At 70.9% G+C, this 22645-nt stretch carries 23 protein-coding genes; 17 read left to right on the top strand and 6 right to left on the bottom strand.

The window, feature by feature from the left end:
• Positions 1–69: 69 nt before the first annotated feature.
• Positions 70–1242 (top strand): nicotinate phosphoribosyltransferase, encoded by a 1173-nt coding sequence (locus E9232_RS13105; protein WP_309794571.1) that lies wholly within the window; start codon positions 70–72, stop codon positions 1240–1242.
• A 9-nt stretch (positions 1243–1251) separates the two neighbouring features.
• Here E9232_RS13105 and E9232_RS13100 read toward each other — a convergent pair whose 3' ends face one another.
• Positions 1252–1779 (bottom strand): hypothetical protein, encoded by a 528-nt coding sequence (locus E9232_RS13100; protein WP_309794570.1) that lies wholly within the window; start codon positions 1777–1779, stop codon positions 1252–1254.
• Between the two features lie 122 nt (positions 1780–1901).
• Here E9232_RS13100 and pabB point away from each other — a divergent pair, with 122 nt between their 5' ends.
• Genes pabB through E9232_RS13085 form a run of 3 tightly spaced genes read left to right on the top strand, consistent with a single transcriptional unit; the run spans position 1902 to position 4482 of the window.
• Positions 1902–3287, top strand: coding sequence for an aminodeoxychorismate synthase component I (gene pabB, locus E9232_RS13095; RefSeq protein ID WP_309794568.1), 1386 nt, complete (start codon positions 1902–1904; stop codon positions 3285–3287).
• Complete coding sequence (locus tag E9232_RS13090) at positions 3287–4090, top strand: aminotransferase class IV (protein WP_309794567.1); 804 nt, start codon at positions 3287–3289, stop codon at positions 4088–4090. The genes pabB and E9232_RS13090 overlap by 1 nt, the downstream gene beginning before the upstream one ends.
• Positions 4087–4482 carry a GNAT family N-acetyltransferase gene (locus tag E9232_RS13085; RefSeq protein WP_309794566.1) on the top strand — a complete coding sequence of 132 codons (396 nt, stop codon included), beginning with the start codon at positions 4087–4089 and terminating at the stop codon, positions 4480–4482. Before E9232_RS13090 ends, E9232_RS13085 begins: the two co-directional genes overlap by 4 nt.
• Positions 4483–4488: 6 nt before the next feature.
• Here the strand turns inward: E9232_RS13085 and E9232_RS13080 are convergent, their stop codons facing one another.
• From E9232_RS13080 to thrS, 3 genes are all read right to left on the bottom strand, one after another.
• On the bottom strand, positions 4489–5406 hold the full coding sequence (locus E9232_RS13080) for an extracellular catalytic domain type 1 short-chain-length polyhydroxyalkanoate depolymerase (protein WP_309794565.1): 918 nt from the start codon (positions 5404–5406) through the stop codon (positions 4489–4491).
• 94 nt (positions 5407–5500) lie between these two features.
• Positions 5501–6217, bottom strand: a complete 717-nt coding sequence (locus E9232_RS13075; protein ID WP_309794564.1) for a hypothetical protein — start codon at positions 6215–6217, stop codon at positions 5501–5503.
• 113 nt (positions 6218–6330) lie between these two features.
• Positions 6331–7545, bottom strand: coding sequence for a threonine--tRNA ligase (gene thrS, locus E9232_RS13070; protein ID WP_309794563.1), 1215 nt, complete (start codon positions 7543–7545; stop codon positions 6331–6333).
• 136 nt (positions 7546–7681) lie between these two features.
• Here thrS and E9232_RS13065 point away from each other — a divergent pair, with 136 nt between their 5' ends.
• The 9 genes from E9232_RS13065 to E9232_RS13025 all read left to right on the top strand — a co-directional run bounded on the left by E9232_RS13065 (position 7682) and on the right by E9232_RS13025 (position 15551).
• A complete protein-coding gene (locus E9232_RS13065) occupies positions 7682–7882 on the top strand; it encodes a hypothetical protein (RefSeq protein ID WP_309794562.1) in 201 nt (66 codons plus the stop codon).
• Positions 7883–7901: 19 nt separating this feature from the next.
• A complete protein-coding gene (locus E9232_RS13060) occupies positions 7902–8312 on the top strand; it encodes an antitoxin Xre/MbcA/ParS toxin-binding domain-containing protein (protein WP_309794561.1) in 411 nt (136 codons plus the stop codon).
• Complete coding sequence (locus E9232_RS13055) at positions 8303–8989, top strand: RES family NAD+ phosphorylase (protein ID WP_309794560.1); 687 nt, start codon at positions 8303–8305, stop codon at positions 8987–8989. The genes E9232_RS13060 and E9232_RS13055 overlap by 10 nt, the downstream gene beginning before the upstream one ends.
• A gap of 180 nt (positions 8990–9169) precedes the next feature.
• Positions 9170–9850: a GTP cyclohydrolase II gene (locus E9232_RS13050; RefSeq protein ID WP_309794558.1), complete on the top strand. Its 681-nt coding sequence runs from the start codon at positions 9170–9172 to the stop codon at positions 9848–9850.
• The gene (gene ribD / locus E9232_RS13045) at positions 9847–11157 is read left to right on the top strand and encodes a bifunctional diaminohydroxyphosphoribosylaminopyrimidine deaminase/5-amino-6-(5-phosphoribosylamino)uracil reductase RibD (RefSeq protein ID WP_309794556.1); all 1311 of its coding nucleotides are present in this window, start codon (positions 9847–9849) and stop codon (positions 11155–11157) included. Before E9232_RS13050 ends, ribD begins: the two co-directional genes overlap by 4 nt.
• 122 nt (positions 11158–11279) lie before the next feature.
• Complete coding sequence (gene secD, locus E9232_RS13040) at positions 11280–12899, top strand: protein translocase subunit SecD (RefSeq protein ID WP_309794555.1); 1620 nt, start codon at positions 11280–11282, stop codon at positions 12897–12899.
• Positions 12899–13858: a protein translocase subunit SecF gene (gene secF / locus E9232_RS13035; RefSeq protein WP_309794554.1), complete on the top strand. Its 960-nt coding sequence runs from the start codon at positions 12899–12901 to the stop codon at positions 13856–13858. Before secD ends, secF begins: the two co-directional genes overlap by 1 nt.
• A 7-nt stretch (positions 13859–13865) precedes the next feature.
• Complete coding sequence (locus E9232_RS13030) at positions 13866–14984, top strand: acetoin utilization protein AcuC (RefSeq protein WP_309794553.1); 1119 nt, start codon at positions 13866–13868, stop codon at positions 14982–14984.
• 78 nt (positions 14985–15062) lie between these two features.
• Positions 15063–15551, top strand: a complete 489-nt coding sequence (locus E9232_RS13025) for a DUF192 domain-containing protein (RefSeq protein ID WP_309794552.1) — start codon at positions 15063–15065, stop codon at positions 15549–15551.
• Between the two features lie 3 nt (positions 15552–15554).
• On the opposite strand, the gene E9232_RS13020 is transcribed toward E9232_RS13025, so the two are convergent.
• Positions 15555–15869: a hypothetical protein gene (locus tag E9232_RS13020; protein WP_309794551.1), complete on the bottom strand. Its 315-nt coding sequence runs from the start codon at positions 15867–15869 to the stop codon at positions 15555–15557.
• A gap of 271 nt (positions 15870–16140) precedes the next feature.
• On the opposite strand from E9232_RS13020, the gene E9232_RS13015 reads away from it, so the two are divergent.
• The 4 genes from E9232_RS13015 (at position 16141) to E9232_RS13000 (ending at position 21943) form a co-directional block, all read left to right on the top strand.
• Positions 16141–17289 (top strand): efflux RND transporter periplasmic adaptor subunit, encoded by a 1149-nt coding sequence (locus E9232_RS13015; RefSeq protein ID WP_309794550.1) that lies wholly within the window; start codon positions 16141–16143, stop codon positions 17287–17289.
• 29 nt (positions 17290–17318) lie between these two features.
• On the top strand, positions 17319–19277 hold the full coding sequence (locus tag E9232_RS13010; protein WP_309794549.1) for a MacB family efflux pump subunit: 1959 nt from the start codon (positions 17319–17321) through the stop codon (positions 19275–19277).
• A 2-nt stretch (positions 19278–19279) separates the two neighbouring features.
• Positions 19280–20713 carry an efflux transporter outer membrane subunit gene (locus tag E9232_RS13005; protein WP_309794548.1) on the top strand — a complete coding sequence of 478 codons (1434 nt, stop codon included), beginning with the start codon at positions 19280–19282 and terminating at the stop codon, positions 20711–20713.
• 111 nt (positions 20714–20824) lie between these two features.
• Entirely contained in the window at positions 20825–21943 is a 1119-nt protein-coding gene (locus E9232_RS13000; protein WP_309794546.1) for a helix-turn-helix transcriptional regulator, read from the top strand.
• A gap of 10 nt (positions 21944–21953) precedes the next feature.
• Here the strand turns inward: E9232_RS13000 and E9232_RS12995 are convergent, their stop codons facing one another.
• Positions 21954–22637, bottom strand: coding sequence for an O-methyltransferase (locus tag E9232_RS12995; protein WP_309794545.1), 684 nt, complete (start codon positions 22635–22637; stop codon positions 21954–21956).
• Positions 22638–22645 lie beyond the last annotated feature (8 nt).

The raw sequence follows: 22645 nt of genomic DNA, 5'->3' as shown, positions 1-22645 counted from the left end.
GCCGGCTGGCCCCGTCTCGCGCTGGATGGCCGGCCGCTGCGCGTCCTGCCCGTCAAAGGAATGGTGGCCATGACCCCTTCGGTCGAAGATCTGTCACGCTGGACCGACAAGTACTTCATGCGCACCAAGGGGATCGTGGAGCGCTTCGGCGACACCCGCGTCACCTACGCCATCTTCATGCGCCGGCCGGTGGTCTCGGCGCCGCGGCTGGCGGTCGAATGGCTGCAGCAGGTGGCGAAGGAGCGCGGCTTCGCGGTCGAGATCGAGCTGCGCTACCCCGAGGGCAAATGGGTTGGCTCGGGTGAGCCGATGCTCTACATCACCGGCCCGCTGCGCCACCTGGTCGATTGCGAAACGGTGCTGCTGCAGAAGCTGGGTCCCGCCTGCGTCGCCGCCTACAACGCCTACACCATGTGTGCGGAACTGCCGCGCGCCGGCTTCCTGGCGATGGACGCCCGGCACTGCGCCGGGACCGAGATGGCGGAGGAGATGGCCTACGCCGCCAGCGTCGGCTCGGCCCGGGCCAAGCGCAAGCACGACGCCAAGGGCTTCATCGGCAACGCCACCGACGCGACGGCGCATTTCTTCGGCCAGCCCGCCGGCTTCGGCACCATGCCGCATGCCCTGATCGGCTATGCCGGGTCGACCGTGCGGGCGGCCGAGATGTTCCATGAGGTCTTCCCCGAGGAATCGCTGACCGTGCTGGTCGACTATTTCGCGCGGGAGGTCAGCGACGGGCTCGAGGTCTGCCGCCGCTTCCCCGACATGGCGGCGGCCGGCCGGCTGGCGGTGCGCATCGACACCGGCGGCGGCCGCTACATGGAGGGGCTGGACCCCGGCGCATCCTATGCGGTGCTGGAGCGCCACGTGCCCGAGGCGGTGCGCGGCTATCGCAGCGAGGAGGAATTGCGCCACCTGATCGGCACCGGCGTCTCCGCCGCCGCCATCCACCACCTGCGCGACAAGCTGGACGAGGCCGGCTTCGGCAAGGTGCGGATCGTGGTGTCCAGCGGCTTCAGCCCGGCCAAGTGCCGGGTGATGGCGCTGGCCCGGGCGCCGATCGACGTGGTCGGCACCGGCAGCTTCCTGCCGGAGCGGTGGAGCGAGACCTACGCCACCGCCGACATCGTCGAATATGACGGCAAGCCGATGGTCAAGGTCGGCCGCGAATGGCTGCTGCGGCTGCGGCCCGACGGCACCGCCCGGCCGGGGCCGGACACCATCGCCGGCTCTGGCATCTGACGGCCGGCGTCAGGGCAGGGCCGGTTTCGATCGCCTGCGCCGAGGCGTGTCGGATTTGCGGTCGTCCGGGTCGTCGTCGACGGTACCGGCCTCTACATCCTGCTCCACCGACGCGCTGAGCCGCTGGAACAGGCCGAGGCCGAGCATCATGCCGGTGCCGGCCACGATCAGCGCAGTCGGGTACAGCAGCAGGTTCACGTCGTCGCGCGCGACCTTGAAGATCACCACCAGGGCTTCGAGGAAGACGGCGATGACCATGGTCGACATGAACTTGGTCAGGCTCTTCCGCACTTCGGACGCGCGCCGCCGCTCCTGGCCGCGGTCGACCTCCTCCTCCAGCAGGTATTTGGCGACGTCGAACACCGCGATGGCGATGATGAGGTAGCCGATGACGTCGAGCAGGGCGGTGTCCATCGCGCCCTCGGGCGCCTGCAGCGCGGTCCACACCGAATAGACCGCATAGGCCATCAGCCCGCCGGCCAGAAGCATCAGGATGACGCTGACGAGAAAGAATACCGCGCGCGAAACCTGTTCCATGGACGCCTCCCGAGGGCGTGGTGCGCCGGCTGTGTCCGCGCCCGCCGCGTGCTAGCTTCGGGCCGACTGTCACAGAGCCCACCCGACACGTGAACGACCGCCTCGCCACTCGGTTCCCTCCCATGCCCGCCACCGCGTCGGGTGTCGTGTGCCGCCCGATCGCCTGGTGCGATCCGGTCGACGCCTTTGCCGCCATCCGGCATCGCCCCTGGCCGGTGCTGCTCGATTCGGCCCTGGTCGACGGCACGCGCGGCCGCTGGTCGCTGATCGCGGCCGAACCGTTCCACCGGATCGAGGTCGCGGCCGATGCGGCCGGGAATCCCTTCGCGGCCCTTGCCGACCTGCTCGCGCGCTACCGGATCGATCCCGAGGACGGCCTGCCGCGGCTCGGGCCGGGCGCGATCGGCTGGCTCGGCTACGAGGCCGGGCGCTTCGCCGACCGCATGCCGGCGCCGGTGCCGGAAGGGCTCGACCTGCCCGACGCCGCCTTCGGCCTCTATGATTGCGTCGCCGTGTTCGACGCGGTGGAACGGCGGGCCTTCGTGCTGTCCGCCGGCTGGCCGGAGACCGGACCCGCCGCACGCCGCCGCCGGGCCACGACCCGCGCCGAGGATCTCGCCGCCGCCATCGCCGCCGCGCCGGCCCTGCCGCCGCCGGACCCGGCGCCACGTGGGGTGTGGCGGGCCGAGATGCCGGCCGAGGGCTATCGCGACGGGGTGCGGCGCATCCGCGACTGGATCGCCGCCGGCGACATCTACCAGGCCAACCTGACCCAGCGCTTCCTGGCCGACCTGCCGGATGGGCTGGACCCCTTCACCCTGCACCGCCGGTTGCGCGCGCTGTCGCCCGCACCCTTCGCCGCCTTCCTCGATTTCGGCGCCGGCCGCTGGATCGCCAGCGCCTCGCCGGAACGGTTCCTGTCGGTCGATGCTGCGGGGCGGGTCGAGACCCGGCCGATCAAGGGCACCCGGCCGCGCGGTGCCGATCCGGCAACGGATGCGGCCCTGGCGGCAGAGCTGCAGACCAGTGAGAAGGACCGGGCCGAGAACCTGATGATCGTGGACCTGCTGCGCAACGACCTGTCCCGGGTCTGCGCCGTCGGCAGCGTCCGGGTGCCGGTGCTGTGCGGCCTGGAAAGCTTTCCGCGCGTCCATCACCTGGTGTCGGTGGTCGAGGGGCGCCTGGCGCCGGGGCGCGGGGCGATCGACCTGCTGCGCGCCTGCTTCCCCGGGGGATCGATCACCGGCGCGCCGAAGATCCGGGCGATGGAGATCATCCGTACGCTGGAACCGGCGCGGCGCGGCCCCTATTGCGGGTCGATCGTCCATCTCGGCTTCGACGGGTCGCTGGATTCCAGCATCGTGATCCGGACGCTGTGCGGCGCCGGCGGGCGGGTGGCGGCCCAGGCCGGCGGCGGCATCGTCTACGATTCCGACCCGGACGCCGAGTTTGACGAGGCGATGGTCAAGGTGCGGCCGCTGCTGCAGGCGCTGGCAGGGGTGGCCTGATGCCCTGGCTGAACGGGTGGATGCAGGCGGCCGAGGCCGCGCGGATCGACCCCGCCGACCGCGGTTTCACTTTGGGCGACGGGCTGTTCGAGACCATCCGGGTCCGGGACGGTGTCACCGTCTGGCTGGACCGGCACCTCGCCCGCCTCGCCGCGGGTTGTGCCGTCCTGGGCATTCCGCCGCGCTTCGACGATGCGGCCCTGGCCGAGGCCTGCGCCGCGGTGATCGCCGAGGCGGGGATCGCGGCCGGGGCGCTGCGCCTGACGGTCAGCCGGGGCGTGGGGCCGCGCGGTGTCCTGCCGCCGGCCGCGCCGTCGCCGACCGTGCTGATCGCCGGCCATGCCGGCCCGGCGCCGCAGACGCCGGTGGCGCTCGTCCTGGCCCGTTCCACCTGCCGCAACGAGCGGTCGCCGCTGAGCCGGATCAAATCGCTGAATTATCTCGATGCCGTCCTGGCCCGGCGCGAGGCAGCGGAGCAGGGCGCCGACGACTCGGTGATGACGAACACGGCCGGCCGGGTGGCGGAGACCACCATCGCCAACCTGTTCGCCCGGATCGACGGCGCCTGGGTCACCCCGCCGGCGGCCGAAGGCGCCCTGCCGGGGATCATGCGCGGCGAGGTCCTGGCCCGGCTGGGCGCGGCGGAACAGCCGCTGGGCCTGGACGAGCTGGCGCGGGCGGATGCGGTGATCCTGACCAACGCTCTGTCGATCCGCGCGGCGGCGCGGCTGGGCAGCGAGGCCATGGCCGGGGGCGACGCCGTGGCCGCAGGGCTGCGCCGGGATCTGGGACTGCCTGAATGACCGGGATCGTCTTCGCTGTCGACCCGGTGCTGGATCCGGCCGCTTTCGCGCGGCTCGTGCAGGCGGCCTGGGGCGGGCCGCCGTCGTCGGACCTCGAGACGATCCATCAGCGAAGCCTGGGCTGGATCGGCGCCTATGCCGGCGATCGGCTGGTGGGATACGTCAACATCGCCTGGGATGGCGGGCAGCACGCCTTCCTCCTGGACACCACCGTCGACCCGGCGTGGCAGCGCCAGGGCATCGGCCAGGCGCTGGTGCGACAGGCCACCAACCTGGCACGGGCGCGTGGCGCCCGCTGGCTGCATGTGGATTTCGAACCGCACCTGGCCGGCTTCTACCGCGGCTGCGGCTTCCGCCCGACCCAAGCCGGGCTGATCGACCTGTCGGCCTGAGGGCAGCTACAGCCGCGGATGGTCGGCGAAGAAATGCCAGATTCGCGGCGTGGCGACGAAGCCCGGGGTCATGCTGCCGTCGGGCCAGGCGTGATAGCCGCCATCGACCACGTCGTAGCGGACCGCGGTGCCGTCCCGGCAGTCCGGATAGTCCTGCGCCTGGACGCCCGGCACCGATTCCAGCGCCACCGGCTGCGCCTGGCAACCGTTGAAGGCGGCCCAGAACGCCACCGATTCGCGCACCGGCGGGAACTTGGCCCGGGCGTAGCTCTCCCGCTCCGGGGTGCCGTCGATCGGGACCGCGTTGTCGTCGGTGCCGTGGATGTCGATCACCGAGACCGGCCGCGTCGGCGTGCAGGACGGGACCAGGATCGCGCCCGAGACCACGGCGACGGCGGCGAAGACATCGTCGGCCTCGCAGGCCAGGCGATAGGCCATCATGCCGCCGGCGGAAAAGCCTGCGGCGTAGATGCGTCGGTGGTCGATCGTGCGGTCGTGCTCGATCTTCGCCACCAGGGCGCGGACGAAGCCGATGTCGTCGGCATCCTGCCGCATCGCCGAACCGCAGCAGTCTCCGGCGTTCCAGCTGAACTGGTTGGCGGTCTCGGGGGTCGGCTTGGCGCGGCCGGTGCCGTTGGGATAGGCGACGACGAAGCCCTCCTCGTCGGCCTCGGCGCTGAAGCCGGTCAGGGCGACGGCGGCGGGGGCGTTGGCGCCGCCGCCATGCAGCACGATCACCAGCGGCAACGGCTCGCTACCCGCCGCGGCCGGGGGCAGGTGCAGGGTGTAGCTTCGGGGAACCCCGTCGACGGCCAGGGTCGCCTCGACATCGGTGCCGGCCGCGCGGCCCGAATTCGCCATCAGCAGGGTGGTGAGGACAGCGAGCCCGGAGAGGGCCAAAGCTGTCGAAGTCAGTCGTGCCATGCGTACCGTTTCGAAGACTATTGCCGGCAGAATAGCGCGTCCGGTGCGGCTGTCCGCCCGCGATGAAGGGTCGCGGGCAGGGCAGAGGGCTCGGTCATCGGCCCGCCACGCTGCGCCGCGCGCCGACGTCCCGCGCCAGCTGCTCAATCAACCCGACGAGCTCGCGATGGGCCGGGGTGGCGGGATCGTGCAGGATGGCGATCGACTGCGCCTGGGTCAGGCGGCCCAGGTGCGCCAGGGTGCGGATGCGCTGCCGCCGCGTCTGCTTGAGATCGGACGAGCGGTGCCGAAACAGGATCCGCGCCAGCTCGCCATCCCCGAACAGGTCGTTCAGCTCGGCGGCCGTCGTGTAGATCAGGAACAGCACCAGGATCCAGGTCTGGATGAAGAGGAAGCGGTTCCAGGAAAAGTTCTCCAGCAGGTCGGCGCCGAAGCCACCGATCCTGCCCGTGTCCACGGCGTGGTGGATGAAAGCTTCGAGCAGCCGGGCGATGAAGACGAAGGCCCAGTAGACGAAGGTCTTGAACAGGATCGGCTGGACCAGCGGCGCGTTGTCGAAGCGGCGCAGGAACGGCATCCGGTCGGCCACCAGCACCGACTTGCCCACCACCAGCGCCGCCGTGGTCGCGACCAGGAAGTTGATCGACCGGGCGAGATGCTCGGCCAGCACCAGGTTCTGGGTGAACACGATCAGGTTGAAGCCGACCAGGAAGAACAGGGTCGGCGGCAGGACGTGGCGCAGCTCCTTGCCGAGATGGCGCAGGATGCGGTGCAGGCGACCGTCCGGCGCCGCCAAGGAGGTGCTGGCCATCGATGGTCTCCGACGATCTGGGGCGGCCCGGGACGGACGGATCCTGGGGCCGAACCCGGGCGCGGCAAAGCCCAAAACTGCCGCGCCCGGCCCGAACTGCCGCGCCTCAATGGTCAGGCGGCGAGGGCAGGGGGCTCCGCCGGCGACACCGCCTCGGCGCGCAGCCGGGCGATCGCGCCCGCCAGCGGCAGCGCCTCCTGCCGGCCGTCGCGGAAGCGCAGCGCCACGGTGTTGTCCCGCGCCTCCCGCGCGCCGATCGCGGCCAGCACCGGGACGCCGTCCCCATGTGCGTCGAGGATCTTGCGCGACAGCCGCTCCGGCCGCGCATCCAGGGCCACGCGCAGCCCCGCGGCCTCGAACGCCTCGGCGACATGACACGCCGGGGCGACCTCCGCCGCGCCGATCGAGGCGACCACCAGCTGCTCGGGCGCCAGCCACAGCGGCAGGCGGCCCTCATGATGCTCGAGCAGGATGCCGATGAACCGTTCCAGGCTGCCCAGCACCGCATGGTGCAGCATCACCGGCACGGCCCGGCCGTTCTGCTCGGTGACATAGGCGGCGTCCAGCCGTTCCGGCATCACGAAGTCGAGCTGGATCGTGCCGCATTGCCAGCGCCGGCCCAGGCGGTCGCGCAGGTGGAACTCAAGCTTCGGCCCGTAGAAGGCGCCTTCGCCGGGCAGGGTCTCGAAATCGAAGCCGGCCTGCCGCGCGGCCCCTGCCAGCGCCGCTTCGGCCCGGTCCCACACCGCATCCGACCCGGCGCGCTGGGCCGGACGCGTGGCGAGGGCCACGTCGAAGCCGTCGAAGCCGAAATCGGCGTAGATCTGCCGCAGCAGGCCGCAGAACCGCGCCACCTCGGCCTCGATCTGGTGGTCCAGGCAGAACACATGGGCGTCGTCCTGGACGAAGGCGCGGGCCCGCATCAGCCCCTGCAGCGCGCCCGACGGCTCGTTGCGGTGCACGGCGCCGAACTCGAAATAGCGGATCGGCAGCTCGCGATGCGACCGCAGGCGCTTGTTGAAGATCTGGATGTGGCCGGGGCAACTCATCGGCTTCAGCGCCATCAGCCGGCCCTCATCGGCCAAGGCGAACATCTGGGCGCCGAACTTCTCCCAATGGCCGCTGCGGTTCCACAGGCTGCGCGCCATCATCTGCGGCGTGCGCACCTCGCGATAGCCGGCCCGGGCCATGCGCCTTCGCATGTAGTCCTCCACCACCCGGTACAGCGCCCAGCCGCGCGGGTGCCAGAACACCATGCCCGGCCCGTCTTCCTGCTGGTGGAAGAGGTCGAGGCGGTTGCCCAGGCTGCGATGATCGATGTCGTCCATGAGATGTCTCCGTTGCGTGAGGACCGGCGCAGGGAGACCCAGACAGACCAAGGGCCCCGTCCGTTGCCGGCGGGGCCCTTTGGTGGTCGGTAAGACGCTATCCGATCAGCGCACACGACCCCCGCACGACCCGCCCGTGGTGGCGGTAATCGTTTTGGTGGTCGCAGTGATCATCGGACGGTTCGCGTTCATGACCGAATTAGAGGCATGGCCGATCGACAGCGTCAATCGCCATGAAACGCAGGCAAGCGATGCGGTGTTGATGGGGCGGGCCCTTGCGTCAAGTCGCGCCGGCGCCTACATTGCTATCTCAAATGAGATGAGAAATCTCGTTTGATTGATAGAGGAGCGGTTCGATGGCAGCGCAGGGAGGGGCGGCGGTGGCGCCGGGCGAGGCCGAGGGGCGGGCGGCCAGGGCGGGGCTGAGCGCCTTCTTCGCCATCGTCGAGGCCTGGGGGCTGAAGGACGAGGAGAAGCGCGTGCTGCTCGGCCGCCCATCGAAGGCGACCTTCTATCGCTGGAAGGCCGGCGCCACCGGGCACCCCTCGGCCGACACGCTGGAGCGGGTTTCCTACATCCTCGGCATCTACCGGGCGCTGCAGATCCTGTTCAAGGACGCCAAGCTGGCCGATGGCTGGGTGCGGCGGCCGAACACGGCCTCGCCCTTCGGCGGGCGCTCGGCGCTCGACCGCATGCTGTCCGGCAATGTCGCCGACCTGTTCGTGGTCCGCCGCTACCTCGACGCGGAGCGCGGCGGTTGGGCCTGACGCTGCCAGTCCATCGCGTCGAGTGGGAGCAGTGCTGGCGCATCATCCCCAGCCGGTTTCCGCCGATCGACCTGTTCGAGCGTATCGCCCCGCCGGAGGATTGGGAGGCGCTGATCGAACTGGAATCCCGCACCAACGACCGGCTGCGCGACCAGGCCGGCCAGATCGCGCTGGTCCCGCCGGAGGAGCGGATGAGCGGCCCGGGCACCAGCTTCATCATGGCCGCCTTCACCCATCTGCATCCGGACGGCAGCCGCTTCACCGACGGCAGCTTCGGCGCCTATTACGGGGCCGCGGCGCTGGAGACGGCGGTGGCGGAGGCCCGCTACCACCGCGGTCGCTTCTTCGCCGCGACGGCGACGCCGCCGACCAGCATCGACATGCGGGTGCTGATCAACCGCCTGTCGGGCGACCTGCACGACATCCGCGGCGCCGACCTGCCCGGGGTCTATGATCCGGTGGACTATTCGGCCGGCCAGGCGCTGGGGCGGCGGCTGCGCGGCGAGGGCTCCCACGGCATCGCCTATGACAGCGTCCGCCATGTCAGTGGGCAGTGCGCCGCGGTGTTCCGGCCGCGCGGCGTGCTGACACCGGTGATCCAGGAGCGGCACCTGTCCTACCACTGGGACGGGACGAAGATCGCATCCGTGCACGAGATCCGCGATATCGGGGCCTGACTGGGCGTCGGTGTGACGAACGGAACAGGCCTGGGCTTTCGGTTGTGCTAGACGGAAGTTGCCCATCGGCTCTCGCATGGCGGCTTTCCGTCCGGCGGGGCTGGGAATGTGCCGGTGGCCGACCGATATTGTGGCCAGACTTCACGAGGCTCGGTCGCGATACGGCCGGCGGGGTACCCGATGCAGACACCGGTCGAGATCCGCAACACCGTCACCATCCCGATCCTGGACGGTGCGGGCAGCGGCATCTTCCACACCTTCACCAGCTTCGAGGATGGTGGTGAGCATTTCGCCATCGCGCTCGGACCGCAGGGCCATGACGTGCCGCTGGTGCGGGTGCATTCGGAATGCCTGACCGGCGACGTGTTCGGCTCGCAGCGCTGCGATTGCGGCCCGCAGCTGATCGACGCCCTGCACCGCATCGGCCGCGAGGGCGGCTTCGTCCTCTACCTCCGGCAGGAGGGCAGGGGCATCGGCCTCTACGCCAAGCTCGACGCCTATGTGCTGCAGGACCAGGGGCTCGACACCTTCGAAGCGAATGAGCGGCTGAACTTCCCGCACGACATGCGCGACTTCACGCCGGCGGCGCAGATGCTGCTGGCGCTCGGGGTCAAGCGGATCAGGCTGTTGACCAACAATCCTGACAAGGCGCAGCAGCTCGAAGCCGCCGGCATCGAGATCGTCGAGATCGTGCCGACCGGGGTGTTCGTCACCGCGCATAACATCCAGTACCTCGAAGCCAAGGTCAGGAAGCACGCGCACCAGATTGATCTGCCGGAGCTTTCCGCCCAGATTGAGCGGCTGCCCAAGGTGGTTGGCGCGGGCGGCGTGGCGGCGCTGCGGCGCCTGGGCAAGCCTTGACGCTGGCGGCCGGGTTCTCGCTGCGGCCGGGCTTCGGCTTCGGCGGAGTCCTGCGGGACACCTTGCCCGAGGCGCTGCGCGAAGCCGTCCCCGCGCCCCCCATCTGGGGTGAAGACGAAGGCTGGATGCTGGAGACGCTGCGGATGGCGATGACCCATCATGGGTTGTCGGATCCGAATCCGGTGGTCGGCTGCGTGGTGGTGCGCGACGGCCGGGTGGTGTCGCGCGGCGCCACCGAGCGGATCGGCGAGCGCCACGCCGAGCGCGTCGCCATCGAGGCGGCGGCCGACCGGTCGGTGTTCCAGGGCGCCACCGCCTATGTGACCCTCGAACCCTGCAGCCATCATGGCCGCCAGCCGCCCTGCGCCGACCTGCTGGCTTCGGTCGGGCTGGCCCGCTGCGTCGTGGCGCTGCGCGACCCCAACCCGCTGGTCGACGGCGCCGGCCTGGCCCGGCTGCAGGCGGCGGGCATCGCCGTCAGCGTCGGCGCCCTGGCGCCGGAGGCCGCGGCCTGGCATGCGCCCTTCCTGCTGGGGCAGCGGCTGGGCCGGCCGCTGGTGGCGGCGAAATGGGCGCAGACCCTGGACGGCCAGCTGGCCTATGACGACGGCGCCGAACGCTGGCTGACCGGCAAGGCGGCGCGGGCCCACACCCATTGGCTGCGCCAGAAATACGACGCCATCCTGGTCGGCGCCGGCACCGTGCTGGCCGACGACCCGGCCCTGACCGTGCGCGACGCGGCGGGCGACCGTCACCGCCAGCCGCTGCGCCTGGTCTACGACCCCAACGGCCGGGCGCTGGCGGCGCTGCCGCAGCGGCTGGACCGCTGGAAGGCGGGGCTGCTCTCCGCCGATGCGCCGACCGTGTTCCTGCTCGGCGCCGCAGCCGCCCGCCAGGCAGCACCCCTGGCCGCGCTGCTGCCGCCGTCGGCCGCCATGCTGGCGCTGCCCGAAGGCGAGCCGGTCGATGCGTTGTTCGAGGTCCTGGCCGGGCCGGCCATGGTGGCGCGGCTGGGCCGGCCGGTCGCCTCGGTCATGGTCGAGGGCGGGCCGCGCCTGCTGGGGCTGCTGCTCGAGGCCGGCCGGGTCGACCTCGCCCATGTCTTCATCGCGCCGGTGATCGGCGGCGGCGAGCGCAACCGCATCGCCTTCCCCGGCAGCGTCGCCGCCACCCGGGGCTGGCGCCCGATCGCGACCGCGGCGCTGGGTCCCGACCTCCTGGCCGAATACGTTCCGGCCGCGACAGCCACTCACTTGGCGCGGCTTGTCGGCCCTCATCCGGCGGGCTCCCCACTTCGGCATGGATAAACCGCCGCGCGCATTGTACCGTGCGCGCCCTGCGGTCCAGGCACGCCGGGCCTAGCCACGTCCACGCGTGGCGCTCCGGCCGGCCCAGCCCGAACCGAGTGATTTTTGAGAGCTTGCCGTCGATGATGTATTTCGCCCCGTGGAAGAAGGTCACCATCTGGGTGGTGTGCCTCCTCGGCGTGATCCTGAGCCTGCCGAACATCCTGCCGCGCAGCACGCTCGACGCGCTGCCGTCCTGGATTCCGACGCGCCAGATCAATCTCGGTCTCGACCTGCGGGGCGGGTCCTACCTGCTGCTCGAAGTGGATATGAAGGCGGTGGTCGACGGCCGTCTGAACAACATCCAGGATTCGATCCGGGGCCTGCTGCGGCGTGAGAACATCGCCTACACCGATCTGGCGGTGAAGGACCGGTCGGTGGGCTTCACCCTGACCGATCCCAGCCAGGCCGACCGGGTGCGCACGCTCCTGGCCGAGAACATGCAGAGCGGCAATGTCGATCCCCTGGCCAGCGGCCAGCGCGACATCGACATCAGCGTCGGCAGCGACGGCAAGGCTGCCCTGACCCTGACCGAGGTGGGCCTGCGCGACCGCGAGACCCGGGCGGTCGAGCAGTCGATCGAGATCGTCCGCCGCCGCGTCGACGAGAGCGGCACCAAGGAGCCGCTGATCTCGCGCCAGGGCACCAGCCGCATCCTGCTGCAGCTGCCGGGCGAACAGAATCCCGACCGCATCCGCCGCCTGCTGGGCCAGACGGCGAAGATGACCTTCCACCTGGTCAGCCAGGACTACCAGCCCGGCCAGCCCGGCCCGGTGCCGCCCGACACCGAGGTGCTGCCGCTCGAGGACAGCCGCAGCGCGCAGCCGCAGTCCATCGCGGTCAAGAAGCGGATCGAGGTCGACGGTGCCAACCTGATCGACGCCCGCGCCGGCACCAATTCGCAGAACGGCCAGTGGGTGGTGAACTTCGAATTCGACAGCGCCGGGGCGCGCCGCTTCGGCCAGGTCACCCAGGCCAACACCGGCCGGCCCTTCGCCATCGTCCTCGACGACAAGGTGATCAGCGCGCCGCGGATCAACGAGCCGATCCTGGGCGGCCGCGGCCAGATCAGCGGCAACTTCACGGCCCAGAGCGCCAACGACCTGGCCGTGCTGCTGCGCGCCGGCGCGCTGCCGGCGCCGCTGACCATCATCGAGGAGCGCACGGTCGGGCCGGATCTCGGCGCCGACGCGATCCAGGCCGGCATCATCGCCGTGGGGGTCGGCTTCCTCCTGGTCATCACCTATATGACCGCGGCGTATGGGCTGTTCGGCATATTCGCCAATATCGCCCTGATCATGAACCTGGTGATCACACTGGCGGTCCTGTCGCTGCTGGAGGCGACGCTGACGCTGCCCGGCATCGCCGGCCTGCTGCTGACGCTCGGCCTGTCGGTCGACGCCAACATCCTGATCAACGAACGCCTGCATGAAGAAACCAAACGTGGCCGGTCGCCCTTCTCGGCGATGGATGCGGGCTTCAGTCGTGCCTTCGGCACGATCTTCGACGCCAACGTGACCTCGCTGATCAAGATGGGGATCCTGTACTCGCTGAGTTCGGGTCCGGTGCGCGGCTTCGCCGTCACCACGGCGATCGGCATCCTGACCTCGATGTTCACCGCGATCGTGCTGGTGCGTTTCATGATGGTCGGCTGGATCCGCCGCAAGCGGCCCACCGTCCTGCCCGTGCTGAGGAAAGCGTAATGTTTTGGCTCCGTCTCGTCCCGGACGACACCAAGATCCAGTTCATGCGGGGCCGGATCATCGGTCTCGCCACCTCGGCCTTCCTCAGCACCGCATCGGTCATCCTGTTCTTCTATCCGGGGCTGAACTACGGCGTTGATTTCAAGGGCGGCATCACCTTCCAGATCAACACGCCGCAGCCGGCGGATTTCACCACGTTGCGGTCGGACATCGACAGCCTCGGCTTCGGCCAGGTGCAACTCCAGCAGTTCGGGTCGCCCCGCGACGTGCTGGTGCGGATGGAGGCGCAGCCGACCGACGCGCAGCAGCAGCAGGCCTACCAGACGATCAAGCAGACGCTGGTCGACAAGGTGCCGGGCGTCACCGTCGGCGCGAGCGATTCCGTGGGCGGCACGGTGTCGGGCGAATTGTTCCAGAACGGCATGATGGCGCTGGGCCTCGCGCTCGTCGCTATGCTGTTCTACATCTGGTTCCGCTTCGAATGGCAGTTCGGCGTCGGCGCCGTCGTCACGATGATTCTCGACGTCACCAAGATGGTCGGCGTCTATGCCGTCACCGGCTTCGAGTTCAACCTGACCTCGATCGCGGCGCTCCTGACCGTCCTCGGCTACTCCGTCAACGACAAGGTCGTGGTTTATGACCGGGTGCGTGAGAACCTGCGGCTGTTCAAGTCGATGCCGCTGCGCCAGCTGATCGACCTGTCGATCAACCAGACGCTGAACCGCACCATCGGCACCTCGCTGGCCACCTTCCTGGCCTGCCTGCCGCTGGCGATCTGGAGCGGCGAGACCCTGCAGCAATTCGCCTTCGTGATCCTGATCGGCGTCGTCGTCGCGACGACCTCGTCGATCTTCATCGCGGCGCCGATCCTGCTGTTCCTCGGCGAGGACAAGCTGTTCCGCAAGAAGGCGCCGCCGCCGGCCAAGGGCGACGGGGCCGCCGCCGGCAAGGGGGCCTGATCCGGGCATGGCGGCGGCGCGGCCGATCCTGATCGGCAGCGAGGTCTATCGGCATTCCAGCTACGGGCCGAAGCATCCGCTCGCCATCCCGCGGGTCTCCACCGCGATCGACCTGATCCGGGCGCAGGGCTGGCTGCAGCCCGGACAGTATCGCGAAGGCCCCATGGCAGACGCCGCGGCGCTGGCCCGGTTCCACGATCCGGACTATGTCGCGGCGGTGCAGGACGCCGAGCGCGACCAGGACCTCGATCCGGCACGCCGGCAGCGGCACAATCTCGGCGGGGTCGAGAACCCGATCTTCGGCGAGGTGTTCCGCCGCCCGGCGACGGCCTGCGGCTCCTCCCTGCTCGGCGCCGGCCTGCTGGCCGAAGCGGACGAGGGCGCCGTGGTCTACAACCCGGCCGGCGGGCTGCACCACGGCCGGCCCGACCGCGCTTCGGGTTTCTGCTACTTCAACGACCCCGCGCTGGCGATCCTGGCGCTGCTCGACCGCGGGATCGATCGGATCGCCTATCTCGACGTCGACGCCCATCATGGCGACGGGGTGCAGGACGCCTTCGCCGGCGAACCGCGCGTCCTCACCGTGTCGGTGCATGAGGCGAAGCGCTGGCCCTTCACCGGCGCGGTCGACGATCGCGGCGGCGGCAACGCCCGCAACCTGGCCGTGCCGCGTGAGCTGAACGACGACGAGATGGCGGCGATCCGCGACGACGCGCTGCTGCCGCTGGTCGACCGCTTCCGGCCCCAGGTCGTGCTGCTGCAATGCGGTGCAGACGCGTTGCATGACGATCCGCTGAGCCGCCTGTCGCTGTCGAACCACGCCCTGTGGGATGTGGTGGGCGCCGTGCGCCGGGTGGCGCCCCGGCTGTTGGTGCTGGGCGGGGGCGGCTACAATCCCTGGACGGTGGGCCGCTGCTGGGCCGGGGTCTGGGCGATGCTGGCCGGGCTGGACCCGACCGCGCCGCTGACCGACGCGGCGCGCAAGGTGCTGTCCGGCCTGTCCTGGTCGCGCCGCCGGGGCCTGCCGCCGGAGCCCCATTGGTTCGACCGGATGGACGACCCGCCGCGGCCCGGCCCGGTGCGGCCGGAGATCCGTGAGATGATCCGCGCCGTCACGGCGCCATGATCGGACGGCGCTCGCGCCGCCGAGAGACAACGGCTTGACCGGACGGCGCTCGCGCCGCCTTGAGACAACGGGATGATGATGAAGAAGACGCTCTTCGCCGCCCTCGCCCTCCTGCTCCTCGCCGTCGGCGCCGCCCGGGCGCAGGGCGAGGCTGCGCCCTCGGTCCGGCCGACCGATGCCGACCTGACCATCGAGACCGCGGCCGGCAAGCAGTTCCACTTCACGGTCGAACTGGCGCTGACGCCCGAGGCGCAGCAGCGTGGCCTGATGTTCCGCAAGGCCATGGCGCCCGACGCTGGCATGCTGTTCGTCTTCGATCAGACCGAGGACCGCGCCTTCTGGATGAAGAACACGCTGATCCCGCTGGACATGATCTTCATCCGGACCGACGGCACCATCGCCAACATCGTCGAGGGCGCCGAGCCCCAGACCCTGACCCCGCGCACCTCCGAGGGGCCGGCCAAGGCGGTGCTGGAGCTGAATGGCGGCATCACGCGGTTCCTCAGCATCAAGCCGGGCGACCGCGTCATCCATCCGCTGATCACCACCACCGCACCCAAAAACTAGTGGTCAGCGCGGACGCGAGGCGTCGTTCTCCACCGGCGGCGGGGCCCAGCCGCGCCCGGCCGCGACCATGCAGGACTGCCCGTCCGGCCCGGTGTAGAGCAGGGTCCAGCTGCGCCCCTTGGGACCCGTGAACAGCTCCATCCGGCCGCCGCTGTTGGCGGTGCCGGCGCCGGCCGGCGCCTCCTGGAAGGACCGCGCGAGATAGTCGACCACCACGTCATGCGGGCCGCAGGAAGCCGGCGCCGCCAGGGCGGAACCCGTGGCGAACAGGGAGGTAAACAGGACGCCGGAAAGCGCGATCGTCGCCGCGCGGACCATGGGTGCCTCGGAAGCCGTGACGGAGTGTGCGGCCAAGCGGCCCCGGACACGATATAATCGGCCGGCCGCGCCCTGACCAGCCGGGATGGCGGCGGATGCGCGCCGGAATTGCCCGGTCGGGCCGTGAAGGGGCGAGATCAACACGGACCGTATGGGAATGCCGGACACCAGGACCGAGATCGAGCCGAAGCTGAGAGAGACGGCGCCTCCGCCTGTTCCGAAGCCCATCGCAGCTGTGCGCCCGCAGCGCCCCCGCCGGCGCCGGACACTCATGCTCCTGGCCCTGGTCGTCCTCGTGCTGGCCGTGGCCGGCGCCTGGTATCGCTGGGGCCGCCCCGCCGCCACCGACCAGCAGTATCTCACTGCGACGGCGGAGCGCGGCGACATCGAGGACGCGACCACGGCGCTGGGCACGCTGCAGCCCCTCAGCTACGTCGATGTCGGCACCCAGGTCTCCGGCCAGCTGAAGACCCTGCATGTCGCGATCGGCGACCGGGTCAAGGCCGGCGACCTGCTGGCCGAGATCGATCCCACCGTCTACCAGTCGCGGGTCGAGGCCGACCGGGCGCAGCTGGCCAATCTTGAGGCGCAGCAGGCGGAGAAGCAGGCCCAGCTGCTGCTCGCCGGGCAGCAGGCGGAACGGCAGCGCAACCTGAAGGCGGCGCGCGCCACCAGCGACGACGCCCTGCAGGTGGCCGAGGCGACGCTGGCCTCCGCCAAGGCCCAGCTCGACGCCATCGGCGCCCAGATCCGGCAGACCCAGTCGACCCTCCGGGGCGACGAGGCCAATCTCGGCTACACCAAGATCTACGCCCCGATCGACGGCACGGTGGTGTCGCAGTCGGCACGGCAGGGCCAGACCCTGAACGCCAACCAGTCGGCCCCGATCATCGTCCAGATCGCCGACCTGTCGACCATGACCATCAAGGCCCAGGTCTCCGAGGCCGATGTCAGCCGGTTGCGCCTGGGCATGACCGCCTATTTCACCACGCTCGGCACGCCGCAGAAGCGCTGGTACGGCGCGCTGCGGCAGATCCTGCCGACGCCCGAGGTGGTCAACAACGTCGTGCTCTACGACTCGCTGTTCGACGTGCCGAACGAGGGCGGGGTGCTGATGACGCAGATGACGGCGCAGGTCTTCTTCGTCTCGGCCGCGGCCCAGGACACGCTGCTGGTGCCGGTCGGCGCCCTGTCGGCGGTGGCCGCCGGGACATCGTCCGCGGCCCCCGGCCGGGCGACCGTCCGGGTGCTGCGGCCCAGCGGCGCGATCGACACCCGCACCGTGGCCGTCGGCGTCACCAACCGCGTCCAGGCGGAGATCCTGAGCGGGCTGGAGCCGGGCGAGCAGGTGATCACCGGCACCACCACCGCCGGATCGTCCTCGGGGACAGCGCGGCCGGGCCGGAGCCCGCGGCTGTAATGGACATCCACGAGCACGGGATACCGGCGATGCCCGGCCAGGCCGGGCCGCAGCCGCTGATCGCCCTGCGCGACGTGACCAAGACCTATGTCAACGGCGACCTGGCGGTGGAGGTGCTGCACGGCATCTCGCTCGACATCCATGCCGGCGAATTCGTCGCCATCATGGGCGCGTCGGGGTCCGGTAAATCGACCCTGATGAACATCCTCGGCTGCCTTGACCGGCCGACCACGGGCGAATACCGCGTCGACGGCATCGATGCGGCGACGCTGGGGGGCGATTCCTTGGCGCATCTGCGGCGCGAGACCTTCGGCTTCATCTTCCAGAGCTACAACCTGATCCCCTCGGCCACCGCCGCCGAGAATGTCGAGGTGCCGGCGATCTATGCCGGCCTGTCCGCCGCCGCGCGGCGGGAACGGGCGGCACAGCTCTTGTCGTCGCTCGGCCTCGCCGACCGCATGGACCACCGGCCGAACCAGCTGTCTGGCGGTCAGCAGCAGCGCGTCTCGATCGCCCGGGCGCTGATGAACGGCGGCCGGGTGATCCTGGCCGACGAGCCGACCGGCGCCCTGGACAGCCGCAGCGGCGCCGAGGTCATGGCGCTGCTGCGGCGCATGAGCGACGCCGGCCAGACCGTGATCCTGATCACCCATGACCGGGTGGTGGCCGACCATGCGCATCGCCTGATCGAGATCCGCGACGGGCATATCGTCGGCGACAGCGGCGCGCGCCGGCCCGCGGCCGCCCCGGCCGGGGTGGCGGCGGAGGGCGGCGGCGATGCCGGCGCGCTCGGCGTCGCCGACATGGCCGAGGCGGTGAAGATGGCGCTGCGGGCCCTGCGCGCCAACCTGTTCCGCACCGTGCTGACCCTGCTCGGCATCGTCATCGGGGTCGGCGCCGTCATCGCCATGCTGGCGATCGGCGGCGGGGCGAAGCAGTCGGTGGTCGACCGCATCTCGGCGATGGGCACCGACCTGCTGCTGATACGGCCGGCACAGACCAACAGCCGCACCGCCGACGGCGTGATCGCGACCCTGGTGCCGGAGGATGCGGACGCGCTCGCCGAACTGCCGAACGTCGCCGCGGCGGTGCCGGAGCTGCTGGGCAACGTCACGATGCGCTACGGCAACACCGACTACCAGACCCAGGCCGACGCCACGACCCCATCCTTCACCGTCGCGCGCAACTGGCCGGTGGACCGCGGCGGCTTCATCGCGCCGCGCGACGAGGCCGGCTACGCCCCGGTGATCGTGCTGGGCCAGACCGTGGCGCGGGTGCTGTTCCCGGAGGGCGTCGACCCGATGGGCCGCTACGTCCTGGTCAACAACATCCCGTTCCAGGTGATCGGGCTGATGCAGGCCAAGGGCGCCACCCCCTATGGCGCCGATCAGGACGACGTCGTGTTCATGCCGCTGTCGACCGGCAGCATGCGGGTCTTCGGCAAGCGCTTCGTCCGGTCGATCACGGTGCAGGTCCAGGACACGGCGCGGATCGACGAGACCCAGGCCGCGGTGCAGGCGCTGCTGGAGCAGCGGCACCGCCGCCAGGATGTGCAGATCCGCAACATGTCGTCGCTGCTGGAAACCGTCTCGGCGACCCAGAACACCCTGACCATCCTGCTCGGCTCGGTCGCCGCGATCTCGCTGCTGGTCGGCGGCATCGGGGTGATGAACATCATGCTGGTCAGCGTCACCGAGCGGACACGCGAGATCGGGGTGCGGATGGCGACCGGCGCCCGGATGCGGGACATCCTGCAGCAGTTCATCACCGAATCCGTGGTGGTCTCGGCGATCGGCGGGGCGATCGGTGCCGTCGGCGGCCTCGGGGTCGCGGCGGTGCTGCGCGCCTTCGGCACGCCGATCCTGTTCTCGCCCGGGCCGGTGCTGCTGGCCTTCGGCTGCGCCTTCCTGACCGGCCTGGTGTTCGGCTATATGCCGGCGCGCAAGGCTGCCACGCTCGACCCCGTCGTCGCCCTCTCAGCCGAGTGACCATGCCCTATCGCCTTCATCGCTCCCTCGCGGCGGTCCTGGTCGCGGCGGCGCTCGCCGGCTGCGGCGCGGGCCCGGAAGACCAGCGGCCGGCCCTCGACGTGCCCGGCGGCTGGAAGGCGGAAGGACCGGCCGGCACCTCCTGGCCCGAGACGACGTGGTGGCACAGCTTCGGGTCGCCCCAGCTCGACGCTCTGATCCGCACCGCGCAGCAGAACAACCAGGACATCGGCGCGGCCGCCGCCCGGGTGCTGCAGGCCGACGCCCAGGCGCGGATCGCCGGCGCCCCGCTCTTGCCCACAGTCGAGGGCTCGGGCGGCGCCTCGCACTCGGTGTCGCCGGAGACCCGCAGCAGCACCTTCTCGGGCGGCAGCGTCAGCCGCCGCTCGATCAGCGACCAGTATTCGGCCCAGCTCGCGGTCAGCTACGAACTCGATCTCTGGGGCAAGAACCGGGCGGCACTGCAATCGGCCGAGGCCTCGGCCCTGGCCAGCCGCTATGATCGCGACACCGTTGCCCTGACCGTCACCTCCGGCGCCGCCACCACCTACATCCAGATCCTGGAGCTGCAGGACCGGCTGGCCATCGCCCGGGACAACCTGGCCAACGCCCAGCAGGTGCTGGCCGTGGTCCAGGCGCGGGTGACCGCCGGCGCCGCCTCGGCCCTGGACCTCGCCCAGCAGCGCACCGTGGTGGCGCAGCAGAAATCCGCGATCCCGCCGCTGGAGCAGCAGCGCCAGCAGTCGGAGACCGCGCTGGCCCTGCTGCTGGGCGAGCCGCCGGAGCGGCTGTCGCTGGCGCGCCAGTCGCTCGACGATCTCAAGATCCCGGTGGTGGCGGCCGGCCTGCCGTCCTCGCTGCTGGACCGGCGGCCGGACATCCAGAACGCCGATGCGCAGCTGGCCGCCTCCCGGGCCAATGTGAAGGAGGCGCGGGCGGCGCTGTTCCCCTCGATCCAGCTGACCGGCCAGGGCGGGTTCCAGAGCGCCGCGCTCGGCACCCTGTTCAACTCGGCCAGTACTCTCTACAGCCTCGCCGCTTCGCTGACCCAGCCGATCTTCGAGGGCGGCAGCCTGCGCGGCGCGATCCAGCTGACCCAGGCCCAGTACCAGGAGCTGGCGCAGACCTATGTGAAGACCGTGCTGGCCGCCTTCGGCGACGTCGAGAACGCCCTGATCGCCCTGCGCCAGTCCGGCCTGCTGTACCAGGCGCAGCAGGAGGTGCTGGCACAGTCGCGCGAGGCCTTCCGCCTCTCCGACGCCCAGTACCGGGCCGGGGCGGTCGACCTCCTCACCGTCCTGACGGCGCAGCAGAGCTACTTCTCCGCCCGCGACCAGCTGGTGCAGGCCAAGTCGGACCGGCTGCAGGCGGTGGTGGCGCTGTACAAGGCGCTGGGCGGCGGCTGGTCGGTCGGCTCGGTCAAGGCCGGAAGCTGACGGGACGTGGGCCCCGCTCACCCGAACGGGGTATGCGGGGCTGCCCGAAATCGGTCACTCTCCCGCCGGATGCTGCGGCTCCAAGGTGCGGGGCTTGCGAAGGGGACCGGTTTGACTGGGAGTGATCGCGCCGGCGTTCTGATCGACCGCGTCTATGCGGCGCTGGTCGGAGAGATCGGCTGGGAGCAGTTCCTGCAGGAGGTCGCGACCTGCCTGCCAAACGGCAAGGCGTCGCTGTTCTTCCACGATGCCGACAGCGGTTTCGGTGCGTTGTCGCTGAGCGCCGGCTTCTCGGCCGACGCCGTCACCGCCTATGGCCGCCACTTTAGCCGGGTGAACCCCTGGATGCAGGCCGCGGCGCGACGCCCGGTGGGGCTGGCCGTGCGGTCGGAGCAGATGCTGCCGCGCGACGCGCTGCTGCGGACCGAGTTCCATGCCGACTTCCTGCGCCCGAACGGGCTGGGCACCGCCGTCGGGGTCACCATCCACAGGGAAGACGACTGCAACTTCATGCTGAGCGTCCTGGGCGCGGAGGCCGATGACGCCACCGTCGATGCCGCGCGGGCCGTGCTGGGGCAGCTGGTGCCGCATCTGCGCCGGGTCTTCACCTACTACCGTAAGTCGCCGCAGGCGGGCGCCGCCGTGCATGGCGGCATCTCGGTGCTCGACCTGCTCGGCATCGGCGTGATCCTGGTCTCGGCGGACCGCCGGATCCGCCATTGCAACCCGCCGGCCGAGGCGATGATCGCCAAGGGCGATGCGGTGGGCGAGGATGGCGAGGGCCGGCTGCGCTTCCACGCGCCCGACGCCACCGCGGCGCTGGAGCGGGCGCTGGGCGCGATCCAGCTGGGCATCCCGCGCGGCGTCCTCGACACCCAGCTGCTGCCGCGCGACGGCGGCCGCCAGCCGATGCGGGCCCGGGTCGTGCAGCTCGACCCGTCATCGCCGCAGGTGTTCTTCTCCGGCGCCGCGGCGCTGATCCTGATCGAGGATCCGTCGGTCTCCACGGCGGGGGCGCGGATCGACAGCGCCCGCGCCGTCTACGGCCTGACCGCGGCCGAGCTGCGGGTGGCGCGCCGGCTGATCGAGGGGCTGACCCTCACCGAGATCGCGGCGGTCGACGGCGTCTCGCCCCTGACCGTGCGCAGCCAGCTGAAGAGCATCTTCGCCAAGACCGACACCCGCCGCCAGGCCGAGGTGGTGCGCAAGCTGTCGGCCGGCGTTCTGTAGGGCAGGGGCGTCAGGTCTCGCCAGCGGTCCGCTTGCGGGCCAGGATCAAGCCGTCGCCGACCGGAAGCAGCGACAGGTCGACGCGCGGGTCGTCGCGCAGCATCGTGTTGGTCCGGCGGATCGCCTCGGTGCCGGCCGACCGGTCGGTGGGATCGGCGACCTGGCCGTGCCACAGCACATTGTCGACCAGCAGCAGCCCGCCCGGCCGCAGCAGCCCGATCGCGGCCTCGCAATAGGCGGGATAATTCGGCTTGTCGGCATCGACGAAGATCATGTCGACCGTGCCGGACCAGCCGTCCCGCACCAAACCCGCCAGCGTGTCCAGGGCCGGCGCCAGGCGCAGCTCGATCCGCTCCGCCAGCCCGGCCTCGGCCCAATAACGGCGGGCGATCGACGTCCACTCCGCATTGACGTCGCAGCACAGCAGGCGCGCCTCGGCCGGCAAGGCCAGCATCACCGCCAGCGCGCTGTAGCCGGTGAAGGTGCCGACCTCGATCAGCCGCCGGGCGCCGACCAGGCGGGCCAGCAGGGCCATCAGCTGGCCCTGTTCCGGCGCGATCTGCATGCCGGCATGGGCGCCGACGGCGCGCTGCGTCTCCTGGCGCAGCCGGGCCAGGATGGGCGCCTCACGCAGCGAGGCATCGAGCAGATAGCCGTGCAGCGCGTCGCTCAGGCCGATGGTGCGCGGGCTCATGCGCCGGG

It is taken from the genome of Inquilinus ginsengisoli, from assembly GCF_031453975.1.
GTDB classification, from domain to species: domain Bacteria; phylum Pseudomonadota; class Alphaproteobacteria; order DSM-16000; family Inquilinaceae; genus Inquilinus; species Inquilinus ginsengisoli_A.
The sequence above is the reverse complement of the archived record's forward strand: the minus strand, read 5'-3'. Positions and strand labels throughout refer to the sequence as shown.